Genomic DNA, 23,091 nt, shown 5'->3' with positions numbered 1-23,091 from the left:
AAATTTGCGCATGACACATCAACACACATGCCGACATGTCACGCCTGACGGCAAACGCACATCGCGACGAACTGCTTGGATATGTCGCTACGTACCCTCACCCCAACCCCGCTACGCGCCCCGGCCCGCGCTTGCGGCGCGGGCGCACCAACGCACGCGCGCCAGAGGCGCGCAAGCCGTGCCCTAGTGCCCCGTTGGGAGAGGGGCTTTAGGCAGCATCACGCGGATGCGCCACCACCGGCTGGCGCTGGCGGCCCAGGCCTTCGATCTCCAGCTCCATCACGTCGCCCGGCTTCAGGTAGACCGGCGGCTTCTGGCCCAGGCCCACGCCCGGCGGGGTGCCGGTGCTGATCACATCGCCCGGCATCAGCGTCATATAGCGGCTGATGTGGCTGACCAGTTCGGCCACGCCGAACACCATCGTGCGGGTGCTGCCGTTCTGGTAGCGGTGGCCGTTGACCTCCAGCCACATCGACAGGTTCTGCGGGTCGGCGATTTCATCGCGGGTGACCAGCCACGGGCCGATCGGGCCGAAGGTGTCGGCGCTCTTGCCCTTGACCCACTGGCCGCCATGCTCGAGCTGGAACTCGCGCTCGGACAGATCGTTGATGACCGCGTAGCCGGCGACGTGGTTCAGCGCGTCGTCCACCGCCACATCGCGCGCCACATCGCCGATCACCACGCCCAGTTCCACTTCCCAGTCGCTCTTGACCGAGCCGCGCGGGATGATCACGGTGTCGTTGGGGCCGGTCACCGCAGTGGTGGCCTTCATGAAAAGGATCGGCATCTTGGGCACGTCCATGCCCGATTCGGCCGCGTGGTCGGCGTAGTTCAGCCCCACGCAGATGAACTTGCCGATCTGCCCCACTGCGGCGCCATAGCGCAGCTCGCCGTCGAGCAGCGGCAGCGTGGACACGTCCAACGCACGCAGTTTGTCCAGGCCGGCATTGGTGATGTGCTCGCCGGCCACATCGTCGATCACGCCGCTCAAATCGCGGATGCGGCCTTCGCTATCGATCAGGCCAGGACGTTCCTGGCCGGGGGCGCCAACGCGTACGAGTTTCATGCAGTCTTCCTTTGCAGGTGAGGAATGGAGCGGCCAGCAACGCTAGCGCGCATGCATCGGGTGGATAAGGACGGCGTGCTCAAATCAAGGCAGTACAGCTCGCATCCGGCACTGGCCGCCCACGTTGGGGTACGCAGCGCGCTCAGTTGGACCAGCCGCCATCGATGATGTGGGTCTGGCCGGTGGTGAACGACGATTCGTCCGAGGCCAGGTACACCACCAGCTGTGCGATCTCGCGCGGGTCGCCCAGGCGGCCCATCGGCTGGCGGTCGGTGAAGCTCTTCCACACCGCCTGTTCGTCGCCGCCTAGTGCCTTGACGCGCTGGCCCAGCGACGGCGTCTTGATGGTGCCGGGGCAGATCGCGTTGCAACGCACGCCCTGGGCCACGTAATCGGCGGCAATGGCCTTGCTCAAGCCGATCACGGCGGCCTTGGTGACGCCATAGACGAAGCGGTTGGGCACGCCCTTGATGCTGGAGGCCACCGAGGACATGTTGATGATGCTGCCGCGGCCGCGTTCGAGCATGCCCGGCAGCACCGCCTTGCAGGTGTAGTACATCGCATCGACGTTGATCGAGAACGAGCGCCGCCAGGCCGGCTCGTCGCAATCGAGAATGCTGCCCTGGTGCACGAAGCCGGCGCAGTTGAACAGCACATCGAACGGGCCGTGCGCCGCGACCAGCGCGGCAACCGCCGCCGCGTCGGTGACATCCAGCAGCTGGGTGGTGATGGCCTCCGATTCGGCCGCCAGCGCCTGCAGGGCAGCGGCGTCGATATCGGTGGCGATCACCTGCGCACCGGCGCGTGCGCAGGCCAGTGCGCTTTCGCGGCCGATGCCGGCGCCAGCGGCGGTGATCAGGCAGCGCTTGCCATGCAGGCGGTCGTTGGGAGTTGCAGGGATCGAGACAGTCATACCGAAGAGGTTCCGTGGGTGGGGGCCGCCGGCCGTGGCAGACGATAGAACGTGCGTGCGTTGTCGCCGAACACCGCTCCGGCATGGCCGTCGGCATGTGTGGCGACCAGCTGTTGTGCGATGTCGAACCACTGCGCGTAATCGGCACGCTGGGTCAGCACCGGCCAGTCGCTGCCCCACAGCACACGCTGCGGGCCGAAGCGTGCGAACAGATGCGCGACATACGGTGCCAGCGCCTCCACGCCGGCGCCGCGCGCTGCTTCGGTGAGCAGGCCGGAGAGTTTGCAGTGCACATTGGGATGCTGCGCCAGCGCGGCCATGCCGGCGGCCCAGGCGACGAATTCGCCTGCGGCGATCTGCGGCTTGCCGCCGTGATCGATGACCACGCGCAGCTGCGGATGGCGCTTCAGGCGTGCCTGCAGCGCCGGCACATGCACGCTGCGGATCAGGGCGTCGAAGGCCAGGTCGTGCGCGATCAGCGCATCGAAGGCAGCATCCAGTTCGGGCTGGGCCAGCCATTGCACATCGGCGATGTCCTGCACCATCGGGCGCAGACCCTTGAGCACGCCGCCGCCGGCCTGCACCAGCGCGTCGATGCGTGCGGCGGCATCGGGCGCGGCGAAATCGACCCAACCGACCACGCCGGCAATACGCGCATCGGCGCGCGCCAGCTCGAACAGGTAACGGGTTTCGGCCTCGGTCGCGGCCGCCTGCACCACCACCACGCTCTCCATATCGGCAGCGTCCAGCGCCTGGCCGATATCGGCGGGGCCGAAGTCGCGATACAGCGGCGCCAGCTCGGGCGTCAGCCAGTGGTAATCGCCACGGGCCAGCTGCCAGAAATGCAGGTGTGCGTCGATGCGGCTCATGGCGTGGGCAGGTCCGCGTCGAGCAAGCCGCCATCGCGCAGGCGCTGCCACAGTGCCGGTGCGATCGGCGCCTGCAGGCGCGCGGCGGCTGACTGCACCTCGGCCACCGTCCGCATGCCGGCCACCACCGTGGTCACCGCCGGATGTGCCAGCGGAAACTGCAACGCCGCCGCGCCGATATCCACCTCGAATGCTGCGCAGGCCGCGTACAGGCGCTGCGCATGCTGCAGGGTGGCGGCGTCGACCGGGGCGTAGTTGTAGGTGGCGCCGGGGCCGCGTGCGTCGCTGAGCAGGCCGGAGCTGTATGGGCCGGCCGACAGGATCGCCACGTTGCGCTGCTGCGCCTGCTCGAGCAGGGTGCGGGCGCCGTGCTGTTCCAGCAGCGTGTAGCGGCCGGCCAGCATCACGCAGTCGAGCGGAAAGCGTGGCAGCACCTCCAGTGCCACGTCCTGCTCGTTGACGCCCAGCCCGATCGCCCCGCAGGCACCGGCCGCCTTCAGCTCCGCCATCGCCGGCAAGGCCTCCTCCAAGGCCTGGCGCAGCACGTTGGCGTGGTTGTCGCCGTGGGTCAGCGCACCGATGTCGTGCAGCAGCAGCACGTCGATGTAGTCGGTGCCCAGGCGTTCCAGGCTGGAGGCGAACGCGCGCCGCACGCCATCGGCGCTGTAGTCGAACTCGGCGCGGCGGCCCGCCACCGCAAAGCCGTCGCGCCCGGCGGCGGCCTGCGCATCGTCGTAGATGCAGCGGCCGACCTTGGTCGACAGCGTATACGCGCCGCGCGGCACGCCGGCCAGGCCACGGCCCAGGCGGCTCTCGCTCAGCCCATAGCCGTAGTAAGGCGCGGTATCGAAATGGCGGATGCCGGCCTGGAACGCAGCTGCCACGGCGGCCAGTGCCTGGCCCTCGTCGACCTCGGCATACAGATTGCCGATCGGCGCGGCACCAAAGCCCAGTGCCGAGAGCTGCACGTCGGTGTTGCCCAGACGCTGCCGTGCAATGGTCACGCCGCACGCTCCGCGCAGCTGGCGGTCGCCGAACAGGTGCTCACGCAATCGTTGAAGCAGTCACTGGGCATCGCAACGTCCACCAGCCGGCCGATGCCGGTCTGTTCGCATATGAATATCGCAATCATAAGTGAACAGATCACGCTGCAGTGCAGCATTGCAGCTGGTGGTGTTCAGCACGTGCGACATGTGTGGATTCCAGCACCTTGCCCGCTTGCGAGCTCCACACGCCGTAGCAGCTGATCTATGTCGAAATCCGCAGCTGGCATGAGCGCTTCCTATAACGCCGCCTGCGCGGTTGCCCCGGTCCGATACCTGAGGCTAGATACCAGCCCGTCCCGCACGAACGCGCACCCATGCCAACCACCACCCGCCGGGACCTGTTCAAGGTGCTTGCCGCCGGCGCCGTCGTCGCCCCGCTGTCGCCGGCCGCACTGGCGGGCGACGCGCGTGCGGCCTGCACCGGCACCCCGCAGTGGGCGCGCGGTATCGAAGGCCAGCGCAAGGCAGACCTGGGCAACGGCAGCTACCTCAATCCCATCGTGGCCGGCGATCACCCCGACCCCACCATCCTCAAGGATGGCGACGACTACTACATGACGTTTTCGTCGTTCCTTTCCTATCCGGGCATCGTGCTGTGGCATTCCACCGACCTGGTCAACTGGACGCCGCTCGGCCCGGCGCTGCGCAAGCAGCTGGGCACGATCTGGGCACTGGACCTGTGCAAGCACGATGGCCGCTATTTCATCTATATCCCGGCCAATCCGGACGACACCGGCTGGTCGATCTTCGTGATCTGGGCCGACGACATCCGCGGACCCTGGAGCGACCCAATCGATCTGCAGATCGCCGGCTGCATCGATCCCGGCCATGTGCTGGGCGAGGACGGCAAGCGCTACCTGTTCGTCAACGGCATCCGCAAGGTGCGCCTGCGCGACGACGGCCTGGCCACCGACGGGCAGGTGGAACCGGCCTACGCGCCCTGGCGCTATCCCGACGACTGGATCGTGGAGAACTTTGCCCCCGAAGGCCCCAAGCTGACCTGGCACGATGGGTGGCTGTACCTGGTCACCGCGGTCGGCGGCACCGCCGGTCCGGTCACCGGGCACATGGTCATCGCCGCGCGTGCGCGCTCGGTGCATGGGCCATGGGAGCACTGCCCGCGCAACCCGCTGGTGCGCACCCAGTCCGAACAGGAGCCGTGGTGGTCGCGCGGGCATGCCACGCTGGTGGAAGGGCCGCGTGGCGACTGGTGGATGGTCTATCACGGCTACGAAAACGGCTTCCGCACGCTGGGCCGGCAGACTCTGCTGGAGCCGATCGAGTGGACCGCCGATGGCTGGTTCCGCGCCACCGGTGGCGATCTGTCCAGGCCATTGCGCACGCCTGCACGCGCAAATGCCACCGGCAACGCGGCGCTCAGCGGTTTCGCCTTGTCGGACGATTTTTCCAGCGACAGGTTCGGCACCCAATGGAGCCTGCATGCGCCCGGGCCCGGCGAGCAGGCGCGCGTGCAACGGGCGGATCGGTCGCTCACGCTGGCCTGTTCCGGCAGCTCGCCGGCCGACAGCTCGCCACTGACCTGCGGCGTGCCCGATCGCGGCTACGTCGCCGAGGTCGCGCTGGAACTCATCGGCAATGCCGAGGGCGGCCTATTGCTGTTCTACAACCACAAGGCCTTCGTCGGCATCGGCGTTACGCCCGACACCATCAAGACCTACGAGTATTCAGAAGAACTGGTGTGGGCACGCGCGCCCAACACGCACCGACGCATCCGCCTGCGTCTGAGCAACGAGGCGCACGTGGTGACCTTCGACTATTCGTTCGACGATGGCCGGCAGTGGATCCGCCACCCGACGCGCATGGAAATGTCCGGCTTCCACCACAACGTATTCGGCGGCTTCCTGAGCCTGCAGCTTGGCATCTACGCCGCGCAGCAGGGCGCAGTGGTGTTGCGCGATTTCCGCTATCGCGCGCTACGCTGAGCGCGGTGCTGCCGGCAAACGGCGGGGCCCGGGGGGACCCCGCCGTCAGACCTAAAGCGACTGATGAGGCTGAACTGCGCAGTAGGTGTGATAGCCGCTGTCAGCCGCAGCAGTAGCAGACGTTGCCCTGCCCCAGGTCGCCGCCAAACTCCGGACATTCGGCTTTGCAGGCCCACGCACTACACGATTCGGTCTTCGGCTGTGCGTTATCGACCGCCATCACCTGGAACGCACCGAAACCGGTACTGGCCAGGAACGTGGCCGCCATCAACGCCGTCCGCAAGGTACCCCAACGCTTCTTCATGCATTACTCCTTCACCGTTGCCAAAGCCGCTGGCGCATCCGTGCGGCGCAAGGCGGCGACCAGGTCCTGCACCTGCTCCGTGGTATCGAAGACGCCAAGACGGGAATGGCGCACGCGCCCCTGCCCGTCGATGGCCATCAGCAGTGGCACGTTGCGCGCGCGAAACAGCATCAACGCGCGACGATCGGTCAACGTGACCACCGGAAAATCGAAGCCATGCACATGCGCATAGCGCGCAGCCTGCGTCGCATCGCACTGGCACACGCCGAGCAACTGCGGACGGCCGGGCAGATTGGCCTGCAGCTGCCGCGCCGCACGCAGCACGGTAGGGGCCGAGCGCTGGCAATACGGGCAGGTGGTGGTGAAGAAGAACAGCACCTGCGCCTGCCCCTGCGGTACGCCGAGCAGATGACGCTGGCCGGCGGTATCGGTGACTTCGATGCGCGGCACGTACATGCCGTCATACGGCACGCTGATGCGGGCCTGCAGCAACTGCTGCTGCGCGCGCAGCTGCTTGTTCTGCCATGCCAGCACGGCGATCAATGCACAGGCAATCAGCAGCCCGATCCAGAGCCAGGGGAAACGTCGCGCCATACCAGCTCCGTTAGCGTCATCAAGCCCGAGCCTTGCCCAGGCATGAGCTGATGGTCAATGGTGATATCGACAACTGCGATGTCGCGCGGTGCAGGGTTGTGGAGGCGGTCACGCCGCTGCGCTTGGGCTTGCCAGTCTCGCAGCAGTTGGCAGGGATCGATTGCGCAACTGTGGTGTGGCGTGTCGATCAACAGCACTGCGTCGTGTCTGCGAGGCACGCAGCACTATCCGAACCATCGATGAGAGTGCGTGCGGCGACTGCGCGTGTTCCTGCGATCAGTGGCTGCGAGCGTTACCGCCGTCATCTGATCCTTGCAGCTGGCACCGATCATTGCCGACCGATGACGCGGCGCCCTGCCGCCAGGCGAACACAAGCGGTGCGCGATCCATCAGCGCTGATCTGCAGCGCGTCTGCAACGCGCCGACAGCAGGCAGACGCGCGTTCGGCTAGCGGGTGTTGGCCGCCGGTCACTCGACGCCGCGCACGAACAGCAGCTCCAGATCGCGCATCGGCACGAAGTCGGCCTGCCTGAACTGGAAGGTCAGCGGATCGATCTTCTTCAGCGCGCCGTCGAAGCACAGGCTGAGGATATCGCTGGCGGCCTGCTTGCGGATGGTCAGCTGGAAGTCCTTGATCGGGCCGTTCCAGTTCTTGCCGGTGGTCAGCACATAACGCAGGTTGGCCCAGCCCAGGCCGTGCGCACCCTCGCGCCGCTGCATGCTGGCCTTGGTCGCCGGTTCGATGCAGGTGCGCTTTGCATACGACTCCAGCAGGAACGCGCTGCCCTGCGGCACGCCGGTGGACAGGCTGGGCGCGTAGGCATGCCGGATCTGCACGCTGCCCCGTGCCGGGAAGACCTGTTGCCAGACGAAGTACTCGCTGAGCGTGAAGCGCGGTTGCTGGTCCCGGTCGATCCAGCGCGCCGGCAACGGCGTGCGCCCGGTCGGCACGTTGCCCGATTCGGCGAACGCGGCGATATCGTCGGTGCTCCAGCCGGTTGCGGCGAATGCCTTGGAGATGTCGCTGCCATCGTCCAGCAACACCACCAGCTTGCGCGTGGTGGTCACCGGTTTGCCGTCCACCCACAGATTGAAATCGGTCAGTTCGCTGTGATCGGCCATGCCGACATACATCGGGGGCATCGGGAAGGCGATCGGCACGCTCAATGCGCGCGCGCTGTGGTTGGTGAACACGTAGTCCACCTGCACGCGCTCCTCGCTCAGCAGCAGCGCTTCCTTGTCCATGCTGATATCGGGCTGATGCAACAGCCGGATGGTGCCGTTGTCATCGCCGAAGCTGCTGTCGTTGGCCTGCGCACTGCCGCAGCCGAGTACGGCCAGCGCAAGGCCCAGCCCGAGCGGGCCGCGCGGAAAAGAGAGTGGCTGCATGGATCCCCTGGCACTGGCACGCACCGACGCGCCGCAGGCGCACAGCATGCCACGCACCTGCCGATGCCGCAGCGCGGGCATGCATGGCATCAACTGCGCATGGCGTACAGTCGCACGCCCTGCGCACTCCAATCCCACGCTCCGATGCCTTCCTACGTTTCCCTGCTGGCTGTCGCCGCCTGCCTGATGCTGCCACTGCAAGACAGCCTCGCTGCTGCGCCCGATCGCAGCCAGCCTGCCGCCGTGGTCTCAAGCTGCACCGCCGATGCGTACAGCAGCTGTCCGCCCTGGATGCCGTCGCAGCGTGAGATGCGCACGGTGCTTGCCGATTACTTCTGCGAGGCCGCCGATCGCGGGCTGGTCCGGCCACGCGTCAGTCGCGTGGTGCGCGCGGAGACCTCGCAGGTCACCTGCGCTGCCCTGGGGCCGGAAACCAATTCCAATATCGTGTGCGGAGGCGACATGCATTTCATCGGCCCCGACGGCCGCACCGATTTCGTCACCTTCAGCCCCACCATGCATCGCCAGGACGATGGGCGCTATGCGATCTATGAAGGCGAGGACGAAAACGAAAACGCGGTGTGGCATGTGCCCTCGCCGCAAAGCGCGTCGAAGGTCTGCACGGGCCAGCCGTTGCGTTGATTGTCCTCTGCGGTGGTGACCTCACGCGCCGCTTCGCTGCGGCGGTAGGCCTTCGTTTTCGCAGGCCGGCTGACGAACGCGCTCAGTCTTCTTCAGGCGGCGGTAGCACGATGCCGTCGGCATCGATGGCGAGCTTGCCGGCCATCAGCACCGCCTGGGTGCGGTTGGTGACGCCGAGCTTGCGCAGGATCGCGGTGACATGCGCCTTGATGGTGGCCTCGGACACACCCAGGTCGTAGGCGATCTGCTTGTTGAGACGCCCGGCGCCGAGCATCTGCAGCACGCGGAACTGTTGCGGAGTGAGATCGCGCAGGCGCTGGCCCACTTCGCGTTCTTCGCTGTCGGTCGGCGGCAGGTTCTGCGCTTCGGCCGGGATCCAGCGCTCGCCATCGAGCACCGTGGCCAGGGCACGGCCGATGGTGTCCGAATCGGCGGACTTGGGAATGAACCCGAACGCGCCATGGTCGATCGCACGCCGCATCACCGTCGGCTCTTCGCGTGCCGACACCACCACCACCGGCAACTGTGGATGCAGCGAGCGCATATGCACCAGCGCGCTGAATCCCTGCGCGCCCGGCATGTTGAGATCCATCAACAGCAGATCGGCATCCGGTTGCGCATCGGCCAGGGTGTACAGCGCATCCACCGTGTCGGCCTCGAACAACTGCACCCCCGGCATCACGCGCTGCACAGCCCCGCGCAAGGCCTCACGGAACAGGGGATGGTCATCGGCGATCAGCAGGGTGGTCATTGAGCGGCTGGGATTGGGGATGGGGGGAGTGGGGATTTGCAGACGCGCGGGATGGGGGGATTTGGGAGCCGGGATTCGTGGAAGCAGGGATATCGGAATTCGCAAGAGCCGGTCTGAAAGCGCCGTCTGCGTCCCGACTGCCGTTCAATACCGGACATTCGAACGCGGAATGGCGAAGGACTGGGAACCCGCTTCTGCGAATCCCCATTCCCGAATGCCCAATCCCCGCCCCTCAGCGCGCCAACCGCTCGCTCACCAACGAATCCACCACCGACGGATCGGCCAGGGTCGAGGTGTCGCCGAGTTGATCGGGTGCGTTTTCGGCGATCTTGCGCAGGATGCGGCGCATGATCTTGCCCGAGCGGGTCTTGGGCAGGCCCGGTGCCCATTGCAGGTGATCGGGTGAGGCGATCGGGCCGATCTCCTTGCGCACCCAGCTCACCAGTTCCTTGTGCAGTTCCTCGCTCGGGGTTTCGCCGGCGATCAGGGTGACGTAGGCATAGATGCCCTGGCCCTTGACGTCGTGCGGGAAGCCGACCACGGCCGCTTCGGCGACCTTCGGGTGCGAGACCAGCGCGCTTTCCACTTCGGCGGTGCCGATGCGGTGGCCGGACACGTTGATCACATCGTCCACGCGGCCGGTGATCCAGTAATAGCCATCGGCATCGCGGCGGCAGCCGTCGCCGGTGAAGTAGCTGCCCGGATAGGTGCGGAAGTAGGTGTCGATGAAGCGCTGATGGTCGCCATAGACCGAGCGCATCTGCCCCGGCCACGAATCCAGCAGCACCAGGTTGCCTTCGGTGGCGCCTTCCAGGATCTTGCCTTCGGCATCCACCAGTGCCGGCTGCACGCCGAAGAACGGTAGGGTGGCCGAGCCCGGCTTGAGATCGACCGCGCCGGCCAGCGGCGAGATCAGGATGCCGCCGGTTTCGGTCTGCCACCAGGTGTCCACGATCGGGCAGCGGCTGTCGCCGACCACCTCGTAGTACCAGCGCCAGGCTTCCGGATTGATCGGCTCGCCGACGCTGCCGAGCAGGCGCAGGCTCTTGCGCGAGGTCTTCTTGACCGGCTCCTCGCCATCGCGCATCAGCGCGCGGATCGCGGTGGGCGCGGTGTAGAAGATGCTGACCTTGTGCTTGTCGATCACTTCCCAGAAGCGCGACACGTTCGGGTAGTTCGGCACGCCCTCGAACATCACTGCGGTGGCGCCGTTGGCGAGCGGACCGTAGACGATGTAGCTGTGGCCGGTGACCCAGCCCACGTCGGCGGTGCACCAGTAGATGTCGTCCTCGCGCAGGTCGAACACCACCTCATGCGTGTAGCTGGCAAACAGCAGGTAGCCGGCGGTGGTGTGCAGCACGCCCTTGGGCTTGCCGGTGGAACCGGAGGTGTAGAGGATGAACAACGGATCTTCCGCGTTCATGCGCTCGGGTTCGCACTCGGCCGGCTGGCCGTCGACCACATCGTGGAACCAGCGATCGCGCGGTGCCTGCATCTCCACCGCACCGCCGGTGTGGCGCACCACCAGTACCGTTTCCACGGTGTTGGTGCCGGGCAGTTTCAGCGCCGCATCGACATTGGCCTTGAGCGGAATCTTCTTGCCGCCGCGCAGGCCTTCGTCGGCGGTGATGATCAGCTTGCTCTGGCAATCGACCACGCGGTCGGCAATCGAGTTGGCGGCAAACCCGCCGAACACCACCGAGTGCACCGCACCGATGCGCGCGCAGGCGAGCATGGCCACGGCGGCATCGACGATCATCGGCAGATAGATGGTGACGCGGTCGCCCTTCTTGACGCCGAGATTGCGCAGCGCATTGCCGAGCTTGCAGACGCGCTCGTACAGCTCGCGATAGGTGACCGGGTAGGACTGCGCGTCCGGGCTGTCGGGTTCGAACAACAGCGCGGTCTTGTCGCCGCGCGTGGCCAGCTGGCGGTCCAGGCAGTTGACGCTGGCATTGAGCTCGCCATCGCCGAACCAGCGGATATGGAAATCGTCCAGCGCGTAGCTGACGTCCTTCACCTGGGTGGGTTGCTTGAACCATTCCAGCCGCTGCGCGGCCTTGCCCCAGAATTGCTCGGGGTGTTCGATCGATTCGCGGTACAGCGTTGCGTACTGCTCGCGCGTAATGCGCGCATCGGCGGCGAACGCGGGATCGACGGGATAAACATCAGCCATGGCACCCTCACTTGCGATGAACTTGTCGGAAGAGGACGTTGCGGCTGCCCTCGGTAGGCAATCAGTGTGCCGCATCCATTCTGTCCCGGCGTTCAACCGCGCCTTAGACCTTGGTCTTAACCGCCGCAGCGCGCGATCGGCAATCGGTTGCTGGCCCTGGTGCGACGATCGGTCACCTTGCGGAATGCTGCGTTGCAGCTACGACCAAAGGCGAATAGGCTCCAAAGCGCGGACTGCCTCACGCTCCGCACAGCATCGCCATTAAGCGCGAGGCCTTATCGGGGAGAGGGGTCCATGACACACCGTACTGCACCGTTGGTGCGCCATCCGCTGGCGGCTGCCTTGTTCGTGGCGAGCATCCTGCCGGGCGTGGCGTTCGCGCAGACCGCCAAGGAAAAGGCGCTGGAAGCACGCATTGCCGAGCTCGAGCGTCAGGTCCAGCTGCTGGTGTCGGCGCAGCAACAACAGCAGGGCCAGATCACGCAGACGCAGACCCAGGTGACCGAGGTGCGCGCCGCGCAGGCACAGGCACCGGCCGCGCCTGCGGTGCCGGCCGGCAAGCGGCCGATCCAGCTGACCAGCATCACACCGAACGCAGCGGCGGGGACAACGTTCCGTTACGGTGGTTTCATCAAGGCCGACTTCATGACCACCCGCACCTCCGACGGCGCATTGCCCGAGGGCGCGGTGGGCCGTTACCTGTATATCCCGACCCAGACGCCGGTCGGTGGCCAGGCCTCGAGCACCGATACCGACTTCCATGCCAAGTTCTCGCGCTTCAACCTGGGCGTGGACACCGTCACCGAAAACGGCGACAAGATCACCGGCTTCATCGAACTGGATTTCTTCGGCAACGCGCTGGCCAACCAGGTCAACAATCTGTACGGCGGCACCCTGCGCCACGCCTACGTGAGCTGGAACAACTGGCTGGCCGGCCAGACCTGGTCCAACTTCATCGACTCCACGATCCTGCCCGAGGCCGCCGACATCGTCGGGCCGACCGATGGCGCGCTGTTCAGCCGCCAGACCCAGATCCGTTACACCCGTGGCGCCTTCAGCGTGTCGGCGGAAAACCCCGAGACGCTGACCACGCCCTACCAGGGCGGCAACACCATCCTGGCCTCCGACCATGGTGCGATGCCGGACCTGACCGCGCGCTACAACTGGAAGGGCACCTGGGGCACGTTCGGCCTGTCGGCGATCGCGCGCCAGTACCGCACGCGCAGTGCGCTGACCAACGACACCGACTTCGGTGGCGCGATTGCCGGTGGCGGCCGCTGGATCATCAATTCCAACAACGATCTGCGCTACCAGCTCAGCTACGGCGAGGGCCTGGGGCGCTATCTGGGCCTGGGCAACGGCTCGGATGTGGAGATCGACATGGACGGCAATATCCAGACCGTCAGCACGATCGCCGGCTGGGTGGCCTGGCGCCACGACTACAACGCCAAGCTGCGCAGCACGATCATGTATTCGCGGGTGAACTACGACCACGACATCGCCAATACCGGCGCGCTTGCGAGCAAATCGCAGCAGAGCATCCGCGCCAACGTGTTCTATTCGCCGCTGCCCAAGGTCGATGTGGGCGCGGAGCTGATGTATGGCCGTCGCGAAGCCGAGAACGGCGACAGCGGCGACATTTCGCGCCTGCAATTCACCACCAAGTACAGCTTCTAGTTTCTGCCACCGGCGGCTCGTTCCACTGCGGTGGGACGGGCAAGGCCACCGTCGTTTTACCCGCGCTCTACCAGGAGACAGACAATGACCGTCTCGAATGACGCACTGATCGCCAAGATCGATGCCAATCCGAAGTACCACGCACTCAAGCGCCAGCGCAACGCGCTGGGCTGGACCCTCACCGTGCTGATGTTGCTGGCCTATTACGGCTACATCGGCCTGATCGCCTTCGACAAGGAATTCCTCGCCAAGCCGATCGGTGCCGGCGTGACCTCGATCGGCATCCCGATCGCGATCGGGGTGATGGTGTTCACCATCGTCATCACCGCCATCTACGTGCGCCGCGCCAACAACACCTACGACCAGCTGACCGCGCAGATCCTCGAGGACGCACGCAAATGAGCAAGTATTCGCGCCTTCTCCTGATCCTGGCCGGGCTGATGCCGGCCGGCATCGCGCTGGCCGCCGGCGGCGACATGGGCCAGGTCGACAAGCAGCCCACCAACTGGGTGGCGATCGGCATGTTCGGCTTCTTCGTGCTGGGCACCTTGTGGATCACCAAGTGGGCGGCGGCCAAGACCAAGTCGGCCTCGGACTTCTACACCGCCGGCGGTGGCATCACCGGCTTCCAGAACGGCCTGGCGATCGCCGGCGACTTCATGTCGGCGGCCTCGTTCCTGGGCATCACCGCGGCGGTGATGGCCAATGGCTACGACGGCCTGATCTATGCGATCGGCTTTCTGGTCGGCTGGCCGATCCTGACCTTCCTGATGGCCGAACGGCTGCGCAACCTCGGCAAGTACACCTTCGCCGACGTGGCCGGCTACCGCTTCGCGCCGACCGCCATCCGCAGCTTTGCCGCGTCGGGCACGCTGGTGGTGGTGCTGTTCTATCTGATCGCACAGATGGTCGGCGCCGGTGCCTTGATCAAGCTGCTGTTCGGCCTGGACTACTGGGTGGCGGTGACCCTGGTCGGCGTGCTGATGATGGTCTACGTGCTGTTCGGCGGCATGACCGCCACGACGTGGGTGCAGATCATCAAGGCGGTGCTGCTGCTGACCGGCGTGACCTTCATGGCGGTGGCGATCATGTGGCACTTCAACTTCAGCTTCGAGGCGCTGTTTGCCGAGGGCGTGCGGGTGAAGACCGCGATCGCGGCCAATGGCGGCGCATCGCCGGAGGACGCGGCCAAGGCCGGCCTGTCGATCATGGGCCCGGGCGGCTTCGTGAAGGACCCGATCTCGGCGATCTCGTTCGGCATGGCGCTGATGTTCGGCACCGCCGGCCTGCCGCACATCCTGATGCGCTTCTTCACCGTTCCCGATGCCAAGCAGGCGCGCAAGTCGGTGCTGTGGGCCACCACCTGGATCGGCTACTTCTACATCCTGATCTTCATCATCGGCTTCGGTGCGATCGCGCTGGTGCTGACCAACCCGCAGTTCGCCGATGTCGCCACCGGCACCATCCACGGCGGCAAGGGCGCGGCCAACATGGCGGCAGTGCTGGTCGGCAATGCAGTGGGCGGCAACGTGTTCATGGGCTTCATCTCGGCGGTAGCCTTCGCCACCATCCTGGCGGTGGTCGCAGGCCTGACCCTGTCCGGCGCCTCGGCGGTGTCGCATGACCTGTACGCCACGGTGATCAAGAAGGGCAATCCGGCGCCGGGTTCGGAGCTGAAGGTCTCGCGTGCCACCACCCTGGTGCTGGGCGTGATCGCGGTGCTGCTGGGCATCGTGTTCGAGAAGCAGAACGTGGCCTTCATGGTGTCGCTGGCGTTCGCCATCGCGGCCTCGGCCAACTTCCCGGTGCTGATCCTGTCGTTGTTGTGGAAGAACTGCACCACCCGCGGTGCGGTGGTCGGCGGTTTCCTGGGCCTGGTCTCGTCGCTGGTGCTCACCATCCTGTCGCCGTCGGTGTGGGTGGACACGCTGGGTAATGCAGCCGGTTCGGCGCCGTTCCCGTACACCTCGCCGGCGCTGTTCTCGATGACCATTGGCTTTGTCGGCATCTGGCTGTTCTCGATCCTGGATCACAGCCCGCAGGCCGCCAACGAACGTGCAGCGTTCAAGGCGCAGCAGATCCGTGCCGAAACCGGCCTGGGTGCCAGCGGTGCGTCGGGTCACTGACGTACAGTCACTGCGCAGTCGCAGAACGCCGGCCTTGTGCCGGCGTTTTGCGTTTTGGCCAAGGCTGGCAGCGGGCAGCGTCTGTGTTGCCACGTCCCTACGATCGTCTTCTGACGCGAAGGGCGGGGGGGTATCGGTCGAGCGCGCGCACCGTGCGGGTGCCGGCAGCGATCCAGCATCGTGACGACCCGGGCGCAACGCCCCATCAGACCTCGGTGCGCGGGCGTGCGACGCGCTGCGCGCGCATGCACGACAGCGCTGCGTCCTTGCGTGGCATCGATGCGATCGCATCGCCCGCTTCGTTTTGTACGCAATGCCTGCGCGATCGCGAACAACCGCAACACCAGCGAAGAAATTAAGTCATCTAGGGTGACTAAATTGGCCGCAAGCCGAACGCTGATCACGCCCGGCTTGGCCTCTCCCCCGGTATCGACCGGTTGGCGAGTGCGCTGCAAGCGAGTCCGCCGATTGCGTCGACCCGTCGGCTCTCGTCCACCTCTTGCCCTTCCTGTACCTACGAACCGGGACACTGAGACCATGCCTATCCTCCTCGCTCCACATCCGCTGGCCCGCGCCTGCCGCCTGTTCGGCGCCCTGGCCCTGCTGGCTGCACTGCCGCAGCTGGCGATGGCCGCCTGCAACGACAGCTCCGATATCAAGATGCAACGCATCCTGTTCAACTCCTCCAATACCGTTGTGCTGGCGCACCGTGGCTTATGGGGCAAATACGCCGGCATCGCCGACATGCCGGAAAACTCGCGCGGCTCGCTGCAGATCGCCAACGACCAGTGCATGGATGGCGTGGAGCTGGACGTCAAGCTCACCAGCGATGGCGTGCCGGTATTGCTGCACGACTACAACCTGGGCCGCACCACCACCGTGTGGCAGCAACATCCCGGAGTGAAGTACGACCCGATCACCAACCAGGGCGTCAACCCGTCGATTCTGGTCACCCCGTGGTCGCAGGTCAGCCAGTTGTTCCTGCTGACGCCTGATCGTCGTACCACCACCGGCTATCACGTACCGCGTGTGGATGAGCTGTTTGCCTATTACAAGCAGCACAACCTGCGTACGCCGATGGTGTTCGACATCAAGGATGCGGCCACGGTACGCGCAGTGCGCAAGGCCGCCGAAAGCCAGTTCGGCGCGGCATCGGGCAGCTATGTAGCCGCCAAGGTCAATGCAACGCTGTACACCAGTCGCGATGCCTACCGTGCAGATGGCAGCGGCATGGTCGGCATACCGGTGTTCACCACCAACATGCTGGGCAAGATCAATGTGCGCCAGACGATTTCGGCATGGATGAACAACGGTCACCAGACGATGGAGATCAACGTCAAGCAACTCGGCGGCCTGCTGCAGAGCGATGCCGATTTCATTCGCGAGCGTGGGTATCGCGTGGGCGTGTTCCAGGCGATTCCGGATGGCCCGTCTGCTGGCAAGTTCTATCAAAACAGCGGCGCCTGCTGCTACGCGCTGTCGGATCTGTATTTCTCCTACGGCGGTGGCCGCGACACGGCCGACAATCGCGGCAATCTGGATTTCATCGTACGCGACGAGGCCTTTGGCCTGATCACCAGCGACGACCCGAAAGCGGCCATCGCCTACCTGCGTGCGCGCGGCAAGCACGACTAAGAGCAACTGACAAAACTACTGCGCAGCCGCCAGGCGGGCGCGGCCGGTGCTCGGAACCCTCATGTACCACTCGTACACGCCGGTCCCTGCGCGTCGCCCACGCCCACCTGACGACTGCTCGCTACGTTTCGTTAGCCGCTCTCAGCAGCTGTTGCCGGCCCGTGCGGGCCGGCGGCCCCGGCGGCGGCACTGCCGCCGCCGGTTCATGCCATGACGGAGATTGCCCATGTTTTCCACACCGCATTGTTTCAGGCTACTTTGGTTGAGCCTTGCCTGCTCCACACCGCTGGCGCAGGCCGCCACGCCCGATGCACACCTGCACACTGGCCCGGCTTCCGGAAAGGTGCTGCAGATTGGACACCGGACCTTCAGTGCGCCGGAATATCGCGCGCTGGCCCTGGCCGACCTGCCCCAGAATGCCAATCCGGCCGTTGCGGCCGACCCGAGTTTCGTACGCGAATTTGCCGACCGGCTGCTGCTGGTGGACCAGGCCCGCCAGGCGCATCTGCAAGACGACCCGGTGGTGGCCGCGCACATCCGTCAGGCCACCGATGCCATTCTTGCCGAGGCAATGCAGCGGCGCGCACGCGATGCCGCGTCTATCGACGCCACGCAGGTGCAGGCCCAGTTCGATGCGCATCCGCACGATTACGACGAGGTTCGCCTCAGCCATCTATTCGTGGCGCTGCAGCCCCAAGGCGATGCCCGGCGCGGCACACCGTTGACCGATGCGCAGGCGCTCGCACGCGCACAGCGGCTCAAGCAACAGCTGGATGCCGGCACGCCCTTCGAAGAACTGGCAATGCGCGAATCCGACGATGCTAGCACTGCGGCCGAGGGCGGCCAGCTGTCATCGATCTTCCTGCGCAACGTGGCCGATGTCTTTGCTGCGCCCGTGCAGGGGCTGGGCGTGGGGCAGGTTTCGGGCCCCGTCCGCGGGCCGGAGGGATATCACCTGATCCGTGTGGATGCGCGCATACCCGCCACGCTGGAGACAGCGCGCGGACAGATCGAAGTGCAATTGCGCGACCAGGCGGCCACCGCTGCGCTGGAACGTCTGCGCCAGGACAACCCGTTGCAGTTCGATCGCGCCGCACTGGAAGCGGCACTGCGTTGATGCCGGCGCCTGCGCTGAACGTTGGCGCGCGGCCATGGCATCGGAAGCGGTCGCGCTGGTCGGTGGCGGGCGCGGTGTGCGTGGCCGTAGCGATGTCGGCCGCCGGAATGTGGAGCCTGCGCACGCCTGCTGCGTTGCACCCGCAGAGCGGCGTCGCTGCGCGCCCTGCGGTGCATGCCGGCGTTGCATCGACGCAGCTGCCGGCGCGCGTCGCTCAGGGCCTGTTCGACAGCGCCATGCAACAGCTGGCCTGTCGTCAACAGGGTGAGGAGCGAGCCGCGCAGATCGCGCACGGCGGTGCACAGGTGCCGCCGTTGGAGGGCCGTCGCTGCGTCGCCGGCACGCAGCTGCAGATCGAGGCGCTGCTACGCACGGCCGCGGCACACGGCGATACCGATGCGCAACGCTATCTACTTGCGCAGCGTGCGGCCGAGTTGCTGCAACGTGCGGTGGCCGGCGCACCTGCCGGCATGCCTGCGCAACTGTCGGCGAGCGACGAACAGGAGGTGGCCGCGATTGTGGCCGAGTTGGAAGCGCTGGCATTGGCGGGCCATCGCGATGCCATCGACACCTTGGCGCAGGTGGTGGAATCGCCGCTGTTGCATGCGCCCGACCCGGTGTATGCGGCGGCGTGGCGGCTGGCGTCGCGCCAACCGCCGGACCACGCGCTGGATCCATCGGCACCGTTGCAGGCAGAAAACGAATTGCTGGAGTCGCTCACCCAACAACAGCAGCAACAGGCACGTGAGCTGGCGGTTGAGTTGTTCGGCTATTGCTGCCGTGGGCGCGCTGCCACCGCAGATTGACGCCGGTTCTGCGACGCACGAACCAGCGCCTATCCAACGGCAACGCAGACTGTCAGCACCCGCGACAGGGGCGGGGCACCTTCAGTCAACGGAAGTAGCGCGCCTTCAACGGGAGCGTCGCCGCACCGATCGCGCAGGCGTCGGCCGGTGCCTCGGCCGGCAGCAGTAGCGGCATCGGCCTGCCCTGACCGCGACGCGGCAGGTTGTCGATCTGCACGGCGGCGATCAGGCGTCGGGCCAGATCGGCCGGCAGGCGGCCGCCGAACACGATCGCTTCCGGGTCGCACACCGCGGTGATCGCCGAGACGATCAACGACACTCCCGGCGCGCTGCGCGCGATCCAGCGCTCGATCGCCGACCAGGTCGGGTCGTAGGCGGCCAGCAGGCTGCGCACGTCGGCAAACGCCACGCCGTCGTCGGCCAGCAGTTCGCGCAGCAGTTCCAGCGTGGCGCGTTCGAGCTTCTGCGCCGGCAGCATGCCGGCGAATTCACCGGCATTGCCGCGCGCACCGCGCATGACCTGGCCGTCGATGACCAGGCCGCCGCCGAACCCGTAGCTGAGATAGAGGTAGGCAAAGTCGCGATGTCGACGGCCCACGCCCAGCATCGCTTCGCCGGCGGCGGCCACGCTGCCGTCGTTGTCCATCCACACCGGCTGCGCGCAGGCCTGCGCCAGCCACGGCGCCAGGGCGAACTCGCCAAGCGCGCGCAGCGGTTCGGGCGGATTGATACGCCCGTCCTCGCCGGTAAAGAACCCGCTCATCGCCAACCCGATCCCCAGCCGCGGCCCCACCGCGTGGTCCAGGCCTGCCAGCAGCGCTGCGTCGCCGGCCTGCAGCTGCAGCAACACCGCGTCGGCACTGCGCGCGTCCAGCGGCAGCTCGCTGACCGCCAGTACCTGGCCGGCGAAATCCACCAGCGCCAGGCTCAGCGCGTCGGTGGCGATGGAGACGCCCCAGGTGTGGCCGTGCGCCGGATTCAACGACACCGCCACCCCCGGCTTGCCGCGGCCGGCACGTGCCACGCCGCTGCCCATGTGGACCATGCCGCGCGCCTGCAGGCCTTCGATCAGGCGCACCGCAGTCTGCACGGTCAGCCCGGTGCCGCGGCTGAGGTCGGCGCGGGTGAGCACGCCGGCCAGGCGCAGGCGGTCGAGCATGTCGCGCTCGTTGCGGCTCAGGCCGGGGAAATTCGGCGCATGCGGCGGCAATGCGACAGCGGCAGTGGACGGCATGGCGAGCGGCGGCGCGGGGGGAGGGGCCAGCTTACCCGGTCCGGTCGAAATAATTAATTTACAGTAAGTTATTGAATTGCCAGCCTCTTTCATCAGCGGTCATCCCGCCTCACGCCTGCGCACCTGTCCGTGTTCCCGGCCGCGGCCTGCTGCCCCTGCTCGACCTGCACCGCCGAGCTGCAGATGGCCGACGGCAAGCGCCAGCCACGCGAGGCCAGTCGCGCCGACTACGGCGAGGCGCCCAACCGCGCAGCGCGCTGGCCTGGATCGCGCGCAAAAAGCGATGGATGCTGGTCGCCGACTGCGGTTCCAGCACCCTGACCGTGCGCGTGGACGGTGCGCCTGCACGCGCTCAATCGTCTCATCCACACCGGCATTCCGAGCGGGAACGCCCTGTCGCCAACCAGCTCGGCGTGCGCATCGCCCCACGCCCCTGAGCACACTCCGGCGGCGCGGTACCATTGGTGGTTTGAACCACGGTCCGCGCCACGCCATGAAGATTGCCTCCTGGAACGTCAACTCGCTCAATGTGCGCCTGCCGCACCTGCAACAGTGGCTGGGCACGTTCGCACCCGACGTGGTCGGCATCCAGGAAACCAAGCTGGAAGACCACAAGTTTCCGGATGCGGCGCTGGCCGCTGCCGGCTATCGCAGCGTGTTCTGCGGGCAGAAGACCTACAACGGCGTGGCGATCCTGTCGCGCTCGCCGGCGCTGGACGTGCAGATGGGCATCCCCGGTTTCGACGACGTGCAGCAGCGCGCGATCGCCGCCACCGTCGATGGCGTGCGCATCGTCAACCTGTATGTGGTCAACGGCCAGGACGTGGGCACCGACAAGTACGCCTACAAGCTGCGCTGGCTGGCCGCGGTGCACGACTGGCTGGCGCAGGAGCTGCACAAGTATCCCCAGCTGGTGGTGCTGGGCGACTTCAACATCGCCCCGGATGCGCGCGATGTGCACGATCCGGCAGTGTGGAACGAGCACCACATCCTCACCTCCAGCGCCGAGCGCGCCGCGCTGGAACAACTGCTGGCGCTGGGCCTGCACGATGCGTTCCGGCTGCATCATGAGCAAGCCGAGCAGTTCAGCTGGTGGGATTACCGCCAGGCCGGATTCCGCCGCAATCTGGGCCTGCGCATCGATCTGACCCTGGTCTCGGAGGCCTTGCGCGCACGCGCGGTGGACGCGGGCATCGACCGCGAACCGCGCACCTGGGAGCGCCCCAGCGACCACGCACCGGCCTGGGTGCGCCTGGCCGAGGCGGGCGCATGAGCGAGCGGCATCTGCGGCGTAGCACATACAAGGTTGGCGAGGTCACGATCAGCCCGGTGCATCGGCTGAGTTGCCACTGCGGCGCGGTGCAGATCGATCTGGATCTGCCGCACGGCCTGCTCGATCCGCGCCGTTGCGACTGCTCGATGTGCCGCCGCCGTGGTGCCATCGTCGCCTCGGTGACGCTGGACGGCCTGCACGTGCGGCAGGGCGAGGATGTGCTGCGGCTGTATCAGTTCAACACGCACGTGGCGGCGCATTACTTCTGCGGTGTGTGCGGCATCTACACGCATCACCGGCGGCGCTCCAATCCCAACGAGTACGGCTACAACGTCGGTTGCCTGGAAGGCGTCAATCCCTATGCGTTGAACATCGCCGTGCCGGTGGAAGATGGGGTGCACCATCCGTTGGATCGTGCTCCGGCCGATGGCTGAAACGACAACGCCCGGGCAAGCCCGGGCGTTGAATGTTCCATCAGTGGATGCGTGCTTAGCGCACGCGTCCACGTGTGAACAGATTGACGATTGCCAGCAGGATCACCGCACCCACCAGCGACCACACGAAGGTCCACAGCGTGATGGCCTGATTGATACCGCCACCGAACAGGAACCCGGCGATCAGCGCGCCGACGATGCCGACCACGATATTGAGAATGATGCCCTGCTGTGCATCGCGACGCATGATGATGCTGGCCAGCCAACCCACGATGCCGCCGACGATCAACCAGATGATGATGCCCATGTTGCCGAACTCCTCATGCGATTGCACCGGAAGTAGTGCATGGGCGCCATTCAACGCAGACCGGCGTGAAGTGACTGTCGAGCGTGGTCGCACGCGCATGCGGCTGTTGTGCTTGGTGCACGCAGCGTGACAGCGCACGCAAGCTGGCATATCGGCCCGGTGCAACTGTGGCTGCGTCCGCACCGGCATGGCGAGCGTGGCGAACCGCAGGCGCGCGAGTTGCTGGGCCAGGCTTTGGCGCTGGAACCGGCCCAGGTGCCGCTGCGGCGCGACGAGCGCGGGCGGCCGTCGCTGCAGCCGGCCTTGCCCGACCGGGACACCGGCTGGAGCCATAGCGGCGATTATCTGCTGGTCGGCCTGGGGCAGGGCGTGCGGCTGGGCGTGGATCTGGAGCGCATCCGCGCGCGCCCGCGTTTGCTGGAAATCGCGCAGCGATTCTTCCATGCCGACGAAATCGCAGTGCTGGCCGGCCTGCAGCCGGACGCGCAACAGGTGCTGTTTTTCCGCCTGTGGTGCGCCAAGGAAGCGCTGCTCAAGGCGTACGGGCATGGCCTGTCGTTTGGCCTGCATCGGCTGGCCTACGCAGTGGCACCCGACGGCGCATTGCAGTTGCAGTGGTGCGACCCCGCGCTCGGCCAGGCCACGCAATGGCAGTTGCACGAATGGTGGGCCGCACCGGATTGCCGCGCTGCGCTGGCGTTCTACCCGTTGCCGGCCGAATAGGCGCGGCGATCGCTTCACTGCGTGGCTGCAGCGCAGGTGCGCGTTGCGTCCTGGACCGTGATGCAG

Annotated in this window: 22 protein-coding genes and 1 other RNA gene; 12 read left to right on the top strand and 11 right to left on the bottom strand. The window is 66.5% G+C overall.

Features of this window, described 5'->3' with window-relative positions; translation table 11 throughout:
* Window positions 1–208 precede the first annotated feature (208 nt).
* The 4 genes from ACCQ04_RS19655 to ACCQ04_RS19640 form a co-directional block, all read right to left on the bottom strand.
* The gene (locus ACCQ04_RS19655) at window positions 209–1,066 is read right to left on the bottom strand and encodes a fumarylacetoacetate hydrolase family protein (protein WP_102252871.1); all 858 of its coding nucleotides are present in this window, start codon (window positions 1,064–1,066) and stop codon (window positions 209–211) included.
* A 142-nt stretch (window positions 1,067–1,208) separates the two neighbouring features.
* Window positions 1,209–1,979 carry an SDR family oxidoreductase gene (locus tag ACCQ04_RS19650; protein ID WP_039521219.1) on the bottom strand — a complete coding sequence of 257 codons (771 nt, stop codon included), beginning with the start codon at window positions 1,977–1,979 and terminating at the stop codon, window positions 1,209–1,211.
* The gene (locus tag ACCQ04_RS19645; RefSeq protein ID WP_226427880.1) at window positions 1,976–2,848 is read right to left on the bottom strand and encodes an amidohydrolase family protein; all 873 of its coding nucleotides are present in this window, start codon (window positions 2,846–2,848) and stop codon (window positions 1,976–1,978) included. Before ACCQ04_RS19645 ends, ACCQ04_RS19650 begins: the two co-directional genes overlap by 4 nt.
* Window positions 2,845–3,846 carry an aldo/keto reductase gene (locus tag ACCQ04_RS19640; protein ID WP_226427966.1) on the bottom strand — a complete coding sequence of 334 codons (1,002 nt, stop codon included), beginning with the start codon at window positions 3,844–3,846 and terminating at the stop codon, window positions 2,845–2,847. The genes ACCQ04_RS19645 and ACCQ04_RS19640 overlap by 4 nt, the downstream gene beginning before the upstream one ends.
* A gap of 362 nt (window positions 3,847–4,208) precedes the next feature.
* On the opposite strand from ACCQ04_RS19640, the gene ACCQ04_RS19635 reads away from it, so the two are divergent.
* Entirely contained in the window at window positions 4,209–5,837 is a 1,629-nt protein-coding gene (locus tag ACCQ04_RS19635; RefSeq protein ID WP_104569536.1) for a family 43 glycosylhydrolase, read from the top strand.
* Between the two features lie 100 nt (window positions 5,838–5,937).
* On the opposite strand, the gene ACCQ04_RS19630 is transcribed toward ACCQ04_RS19635, so the two are convergent.
* The 3 genes from ACCQ04_RS19630 to ACCQ04_RS19620 form a co-directional block, all read right to left on the bottom strand.
* A complete protein-coding gene (locus ACCQ04_RS19630) occupies window positions 5,938–6,141 on the bottom strand; it encodes a hypothetical protein (protein WP_016901788.1) in 204 nt (67 codons plus the stop codon).
* Between the two features lie 3 nt (window positions 6,142–6,144).
* Window positions 6,145–6,708 carry a peroxiredoxin family protein gene (locus tag ACCQ04_RS19625; protein WP_226427967.1) on the bottom strand — a complete coding sequence of 188 codons (564 nt, stop codon included), beginning with the start codon at window positions 6,706–6,708 and terminating at the stop codon, window positions 6,145–6,147.
* Between the two features lie 495 nt (window positions 6,709–7,203).
* The gene (locus tag ACCQ04_RS19620) at window positions 7,204–8,124 is read right to left on the bottom strand and encodes a DUF4424 family protein (protein ID WP_226427881.1); all 921 of its coding nucleotides are present in this window, start codon (window positions 8,122–8,124) and stop codon (window positions 7,204–7,206) included.
* A gap of 309 nt (window positions 8,125–8,433) precedes the next feature.
* On the opposite strand from ACCQ04_RS19620, the gene ACCQ04_RS19615 reads away from it, so the two are divergent.
* The gene (locus ACCQ04_RS19615; RefSeq protein WP_226427882.1) at window positions 8,434–8,766 is read left to right on the top strand and encodes a hypothetical protein; all 333 of its coding nucleotides are present in this window, start codon (window positions 8,434–8,436) and stop codon (window positions 8,764–8,766) included.
* A gap of 82 nt (window positions 8,767–8,848) precedes the next feature.
* On the opposite strand, the gene ACCQ04_RS19610 is transcribed toward ACCQ04_RS19615, so the two are convergent.
* Both ACCQ04_RS19610 and acs read right to left on the bottom strand, forming a co-directional pair.
* Complete coding sequence (locus ACCQ04_RS19610) at window positions 8,849–9,517, bottom strand: response regulator transcription factor (protein WP_016901792.1); 669 nt, start codon at window positions 9,515–9,517, stop codon at window positions 8,849–8,851.
* A 232-nt stretch (window positions 9,518–9,749) separates the two neighbouring features.
* Entirely contained in the window at window positions 9,750–11,693 is a 1,944-nt protein-coding gene (gene acs / locus ACCQ04_RS19605) for an acetate--CoA ligase (RefSeq protein ID WP_039513479.1), read from the bottom strand.
* A 294-nt stretch (window positions 11,694–11,987) separates the two neighbouring features.
* Between acs and ACCQ04_RS19600 the strand changes: the two genes are divergently transcribed.
* From ACCQ04_RS19600 to ACCQ04_RS19570, 7 genes are all read left to right on the top strand, one after another.
* Window positions 11,988–13,370, top strand: coding sequence for a DcaP family trimeric outer membrane transporter (locus tag ACCQ04_RS19600; protein WP_039521213.1), 1,383 nt, complete (start codon window positions 11,988–11,990; stop codon window positions 13,368–13,370).
* 84 nt (window positions 13,371–13,454) lie between these two features.
* On the top strand, window positions 13,455–13,772 hold the full coding sequence (locus ACCQ04_RS19595) for a DUF485 domain-containing protein (RefSeq protein WP_024937573.1): 318 nt from the start codon (window positions 13,455–13,457) through the stop codon (window positions 13,770–13,772).
* Window positions 13,769–15,496: a cation acetate symporter gene (locus ACCQ04_RS19590; protein WP_065033399.1), complete on the top strand. Its 1,728-nt coding sequence runs from the start codon at window positions 13,769–13,771 to the stop codon at window positions 15,494–15,496. The genes ACCQ04_RS19595 and ACCQ04_RS19590 overlap by 4 nt, the downstream gene beginning before the upstream one ends.
* 627 nt (window positions 15,497–16,123) lie before the next feature.
* Window positions 16,124–17,131: a glycerophosphodiester phosphodiesterase family protein gene (locus tag ACCQ04_RS19585; protein ID WP_024937571.1), complete on the top strand. Its 1,008-nt coding sequence runs from the start codon at window positions 16,124–16,126 to the stop codon at window positions 17,129–17,131.
* A gap of 61 nt (window positions 17,132–17,192) precedes the next feature.
* Window positions 17,193–17,268, top strand: a non-coding RNA gene (locus ACCQ04_RS19580) — sX9 sRNA.
* Window positions 17,269–17,357: 89 nt separating this feature from the next.
* Complete coding sequence (locus ACCQ04_RS19575; RefSeq protein ID WP_226427883.1) at window positions 17,358–18,248, top strand: peptidylprolyl isomerase; 891 nt, start codon at window positions 17,358–17,360, stop codon at window positions 18,246–18,248.
* A 92-nt stretch (window positions 18,249–18,340) separates the two neighbouring features.
* Window positions 18,341–19,054 carry a hypothetical protein gene (locus ACCQ04_RS19570; protein WP_372358601.1) on the top strand — a complete coding sequence of 238 codons (714 nt, stop codon included), beginning with the start codon at window positions 18,341–18,343 and terminating at the stop codon, window positions 19,052–19,054.
* An 85-nt stretch (window positions 19,055–19,139) separates the two neighbouring features.
* On the opposite strand, the gene ACCQ04_RS19565 is transcribed toward ACCQ04_RS19570, so the two are convergent.
* The gene (locus tag ACCQ04_RS19565; RefSeq protein WP_226427884.1) at window positions 19,140–20,288 is read right to left on the bottom strand and encodes an ROK family transcriptional regulator; all 1,149 of its coding nucleotides are present in this window, start codon (window positions 20,286–20,288) and stop codon (window positions 19,140–19,142) included.
* Between the two features lie 493 nt (window positions 20,289–20,781).
* On the opposite strand from ACCQ04_RS19565, the gene xth reads away from it, so the two are divergent.
* Both xth and ACCQ04_RS19555 read left to right on the top strand, forming a co-directional pair.
* Window positions 20,782–21,561 carry an exodeoxyribonuclease III gene (xth, locus tag ACCQ04_RS19560; protein WP_024937567.1) on the top strand — a complete coding sequence of 260 codons (780 nt, stop codon included), beginning with the start codon at window positions 20,782–20,784 and terminating at the stop codon, window positions 21,559–21,561.
* Window positions 21,558–21,995, top strand: coding sequence for a GFA family protein (locus ACCQ04_RS19555; protein ID WP_184519901.1), 438 nt, complete (start codon window positions 21,558–21,560; stop codon window positions 21,993–21,995). The genes xth and ACCQ04_RS19555 overlap by 4 nt, the downstream gene beginning before the upstream one ends.
* A 55-nt stretch (window positions 21,996–22,050) precedes the next feature.
* On the opposite strand, the gene ACCQ04_RS19550 is transcribed toward ACCQ04_RS19555, so the two are convergent.
* Entirely contained in the window at window positions 22,051–22,302 is a 252-nt protein-coding gene (locus ACCQ04_RS19550; protein WP_016901812.1) for a GlsB/YeaQ/YmgE family stress response membrane protein, read from the bottom strand.
* Window positions 22,303–22,428: 126 nt separating this feature from the next.
* Here ACCQ04_RS19550 and ACCQ04_RS19545 point away from each other — a divergent pair, with 126 nt between their 5' ends.
* Window positions 22,429–23,025, top strand: a complete 597-nt coding sequence (locus ACCQ04_RS19545; RefSeq protein ID WP_226427885.1) for a 4'-phosphopantetheinyl transferase family protein — start codon at window positions 22,429–22,431, stop codon at window positions 23,023–23,025.
* The last annotated feature ends 66 nt before the right edge of the window (window positions 23,026–23,091 follow it).

The sequence above is a fragment of the Xanthomonas sp. NCPPB 2866 genome (assembly GCF_041475745.2).
Classification (GTDB): Bacteria; Pseudomonadota; Gammaproteobacteria; order Xanthomonadales; family Xanthomonadaceae; genus Xanthomonas; species Xanthomonas arboricola.
The sequence above is the reverse complement of the archived record's forward strand: the minus strand, read 5'-3'. Positions and strand labels throughout refer to the sequence as shown.

What these genes read in the sequence shown, in the direction of transcription:
- ACCQ04_RS19655 (WP_102252871.1), bottom strand. Translation starts at nt 1,066, where the DNA reads ATGAAACTCGTACGCGTTGGCGCCCCCGGCCAGGAACGTCCTGGCCTG.
- ACCQ04_RS19650 (WP_039521219.1), bottom strand. Translation starts at nt 1,979, where the DNA reads ATGACTGTCTCGATCCCTGCAACTCCCAACGACCGCCTGCATGGCAAG.
- ACCQ04_RS19645 (WP_226427880.1), bottom strand. Translation starts at nt 2,848, where the DNA reads ATGAGCCGCATCGACGCACACCTGCATTTCTGGCAGCTGGCCCGTGGC.
- ACCQ04_RS19635 (WP_104569536.1), top strand. Translation starts at nt 4,209, where the DNA reads ATGCCAACCACCACCCGCCGGGACCTGTTCAAGGTGCTTGCCGCCGGC.
- ACCQ04_RS19630 (WP_016901788.1), bottom strand. Translation starts at nt 6,141, where the DNA reads ATGAAGAAGCGTTGGGGTACCTTGCGGACGGCGTTGATGGCGGCCACG.
- ACCQ04_RS19620 (WP_226427881.1), bottom strand. Translation starts at nt 8,124, where the DNA reads ATGCAGCCACTCTCTTTTCCGCGCGGCCCGCTCGGGCTGGGCCTTGCG.
- ACCQ04_RS19615 (WP_226427882.1), top strand. Translation starts at nt 8,434, where the DNA reads ATGCGCACGGTGCTTGCCGATTACTTCTGCGAGGCCGCCGATCGCGGG.
- ACCQ04_RS19610 (WP_016901792.1), bottom strand. Translation starts at nt 9,517, where the DNA reads ATGACCACCCTGCTGATCGCCGATGACCATCCCCTGTTCCGTGAGGCC.
- acs (WP_039513479.1), bottom strand. Translation starts at nt 11,693, where the DNA reads ATGGCTGATGTTTATCCCGTCGATCCCGCGTTCGCCGCCGATGCGCGC.
- ACCQ04_RS19600 (WP_039521213.1), top strand. Translation starts at nt 11,988, where the DNA reads ATGACACACCGTACTGCACCGTTGGTGCGCCATCCGCTGGCGGCTGCC.
- ACCQ04_RS19595 (WP_024937573.1), top strand. Translation starts at nt 13,455, where the DNA reads ATGACCGTCTCGAATGACGCACTGATCGCCAAGATCGATGCCAATCCG.
- ACCQ04_RS19590 (WP_065033399.1), top strand. Translation starts at nt 13,769, where the DNA reads ATGAGCAAGTATTCGCGCCTTCTCCTGATCCTGGCCGGGCTGATGCCG.
- ACCQ04_RS19585 (WP_024937571.1), top strand. Translation starts at nt 16,124, where the DNA reads ATGGCCGCCTGCAACGACAGCTCCGATATCAAGATGCAACGCATCCTG.
- ACCQ04_RS19575 (WP_226427883.1), top strand. Translation starts at nt 17,358, where the DNA reads ATGTTTTCCACACCGCATTGTTTCAGGCTACTTTGGTTGAGCCTTGCC.
- ACCQ04_RS19570 (WP_372358601.1), top strand. Translation starts at nt 18,341, where the DNA reads ATGTCGGCCGCCGGAATGTGGAGCCTGCGCACGCCTGCTGCGTTGCAC.
- ACCQ04_RS19565 (WP_226427884.1), bottom strand. Translation starts at nt 20,288, where the DNA reads ATGCCGTCCACTGCCGCTGTCGCATTGCCGCCGCATGCGCCGAATTTC.
- xth (WP_024937567.1), top strand. Translation starts at nt 20,782, where the DNA reads ATGAAGATTGCCTCCTGGAACGTCAACTCGCTCAATGTGCGCCTGCCG.
- ACCQ04_RS19555 (WP_184519901.1), top strand. Translation starts at nt 21,558, where the DNA reads ATGAGCGAGCGGCATCTGCGGCGTAGCACATACAAGGTTGGCGAGGTC.
- ACCQ04_RS19550 (WP_016901812.1), bottom strand. Translation starts at nt 22,302, where the DNA reads ATGGGCATCATCATCTGGTTGATCGTCGGCGGCATCGTGGGTTGGCTG.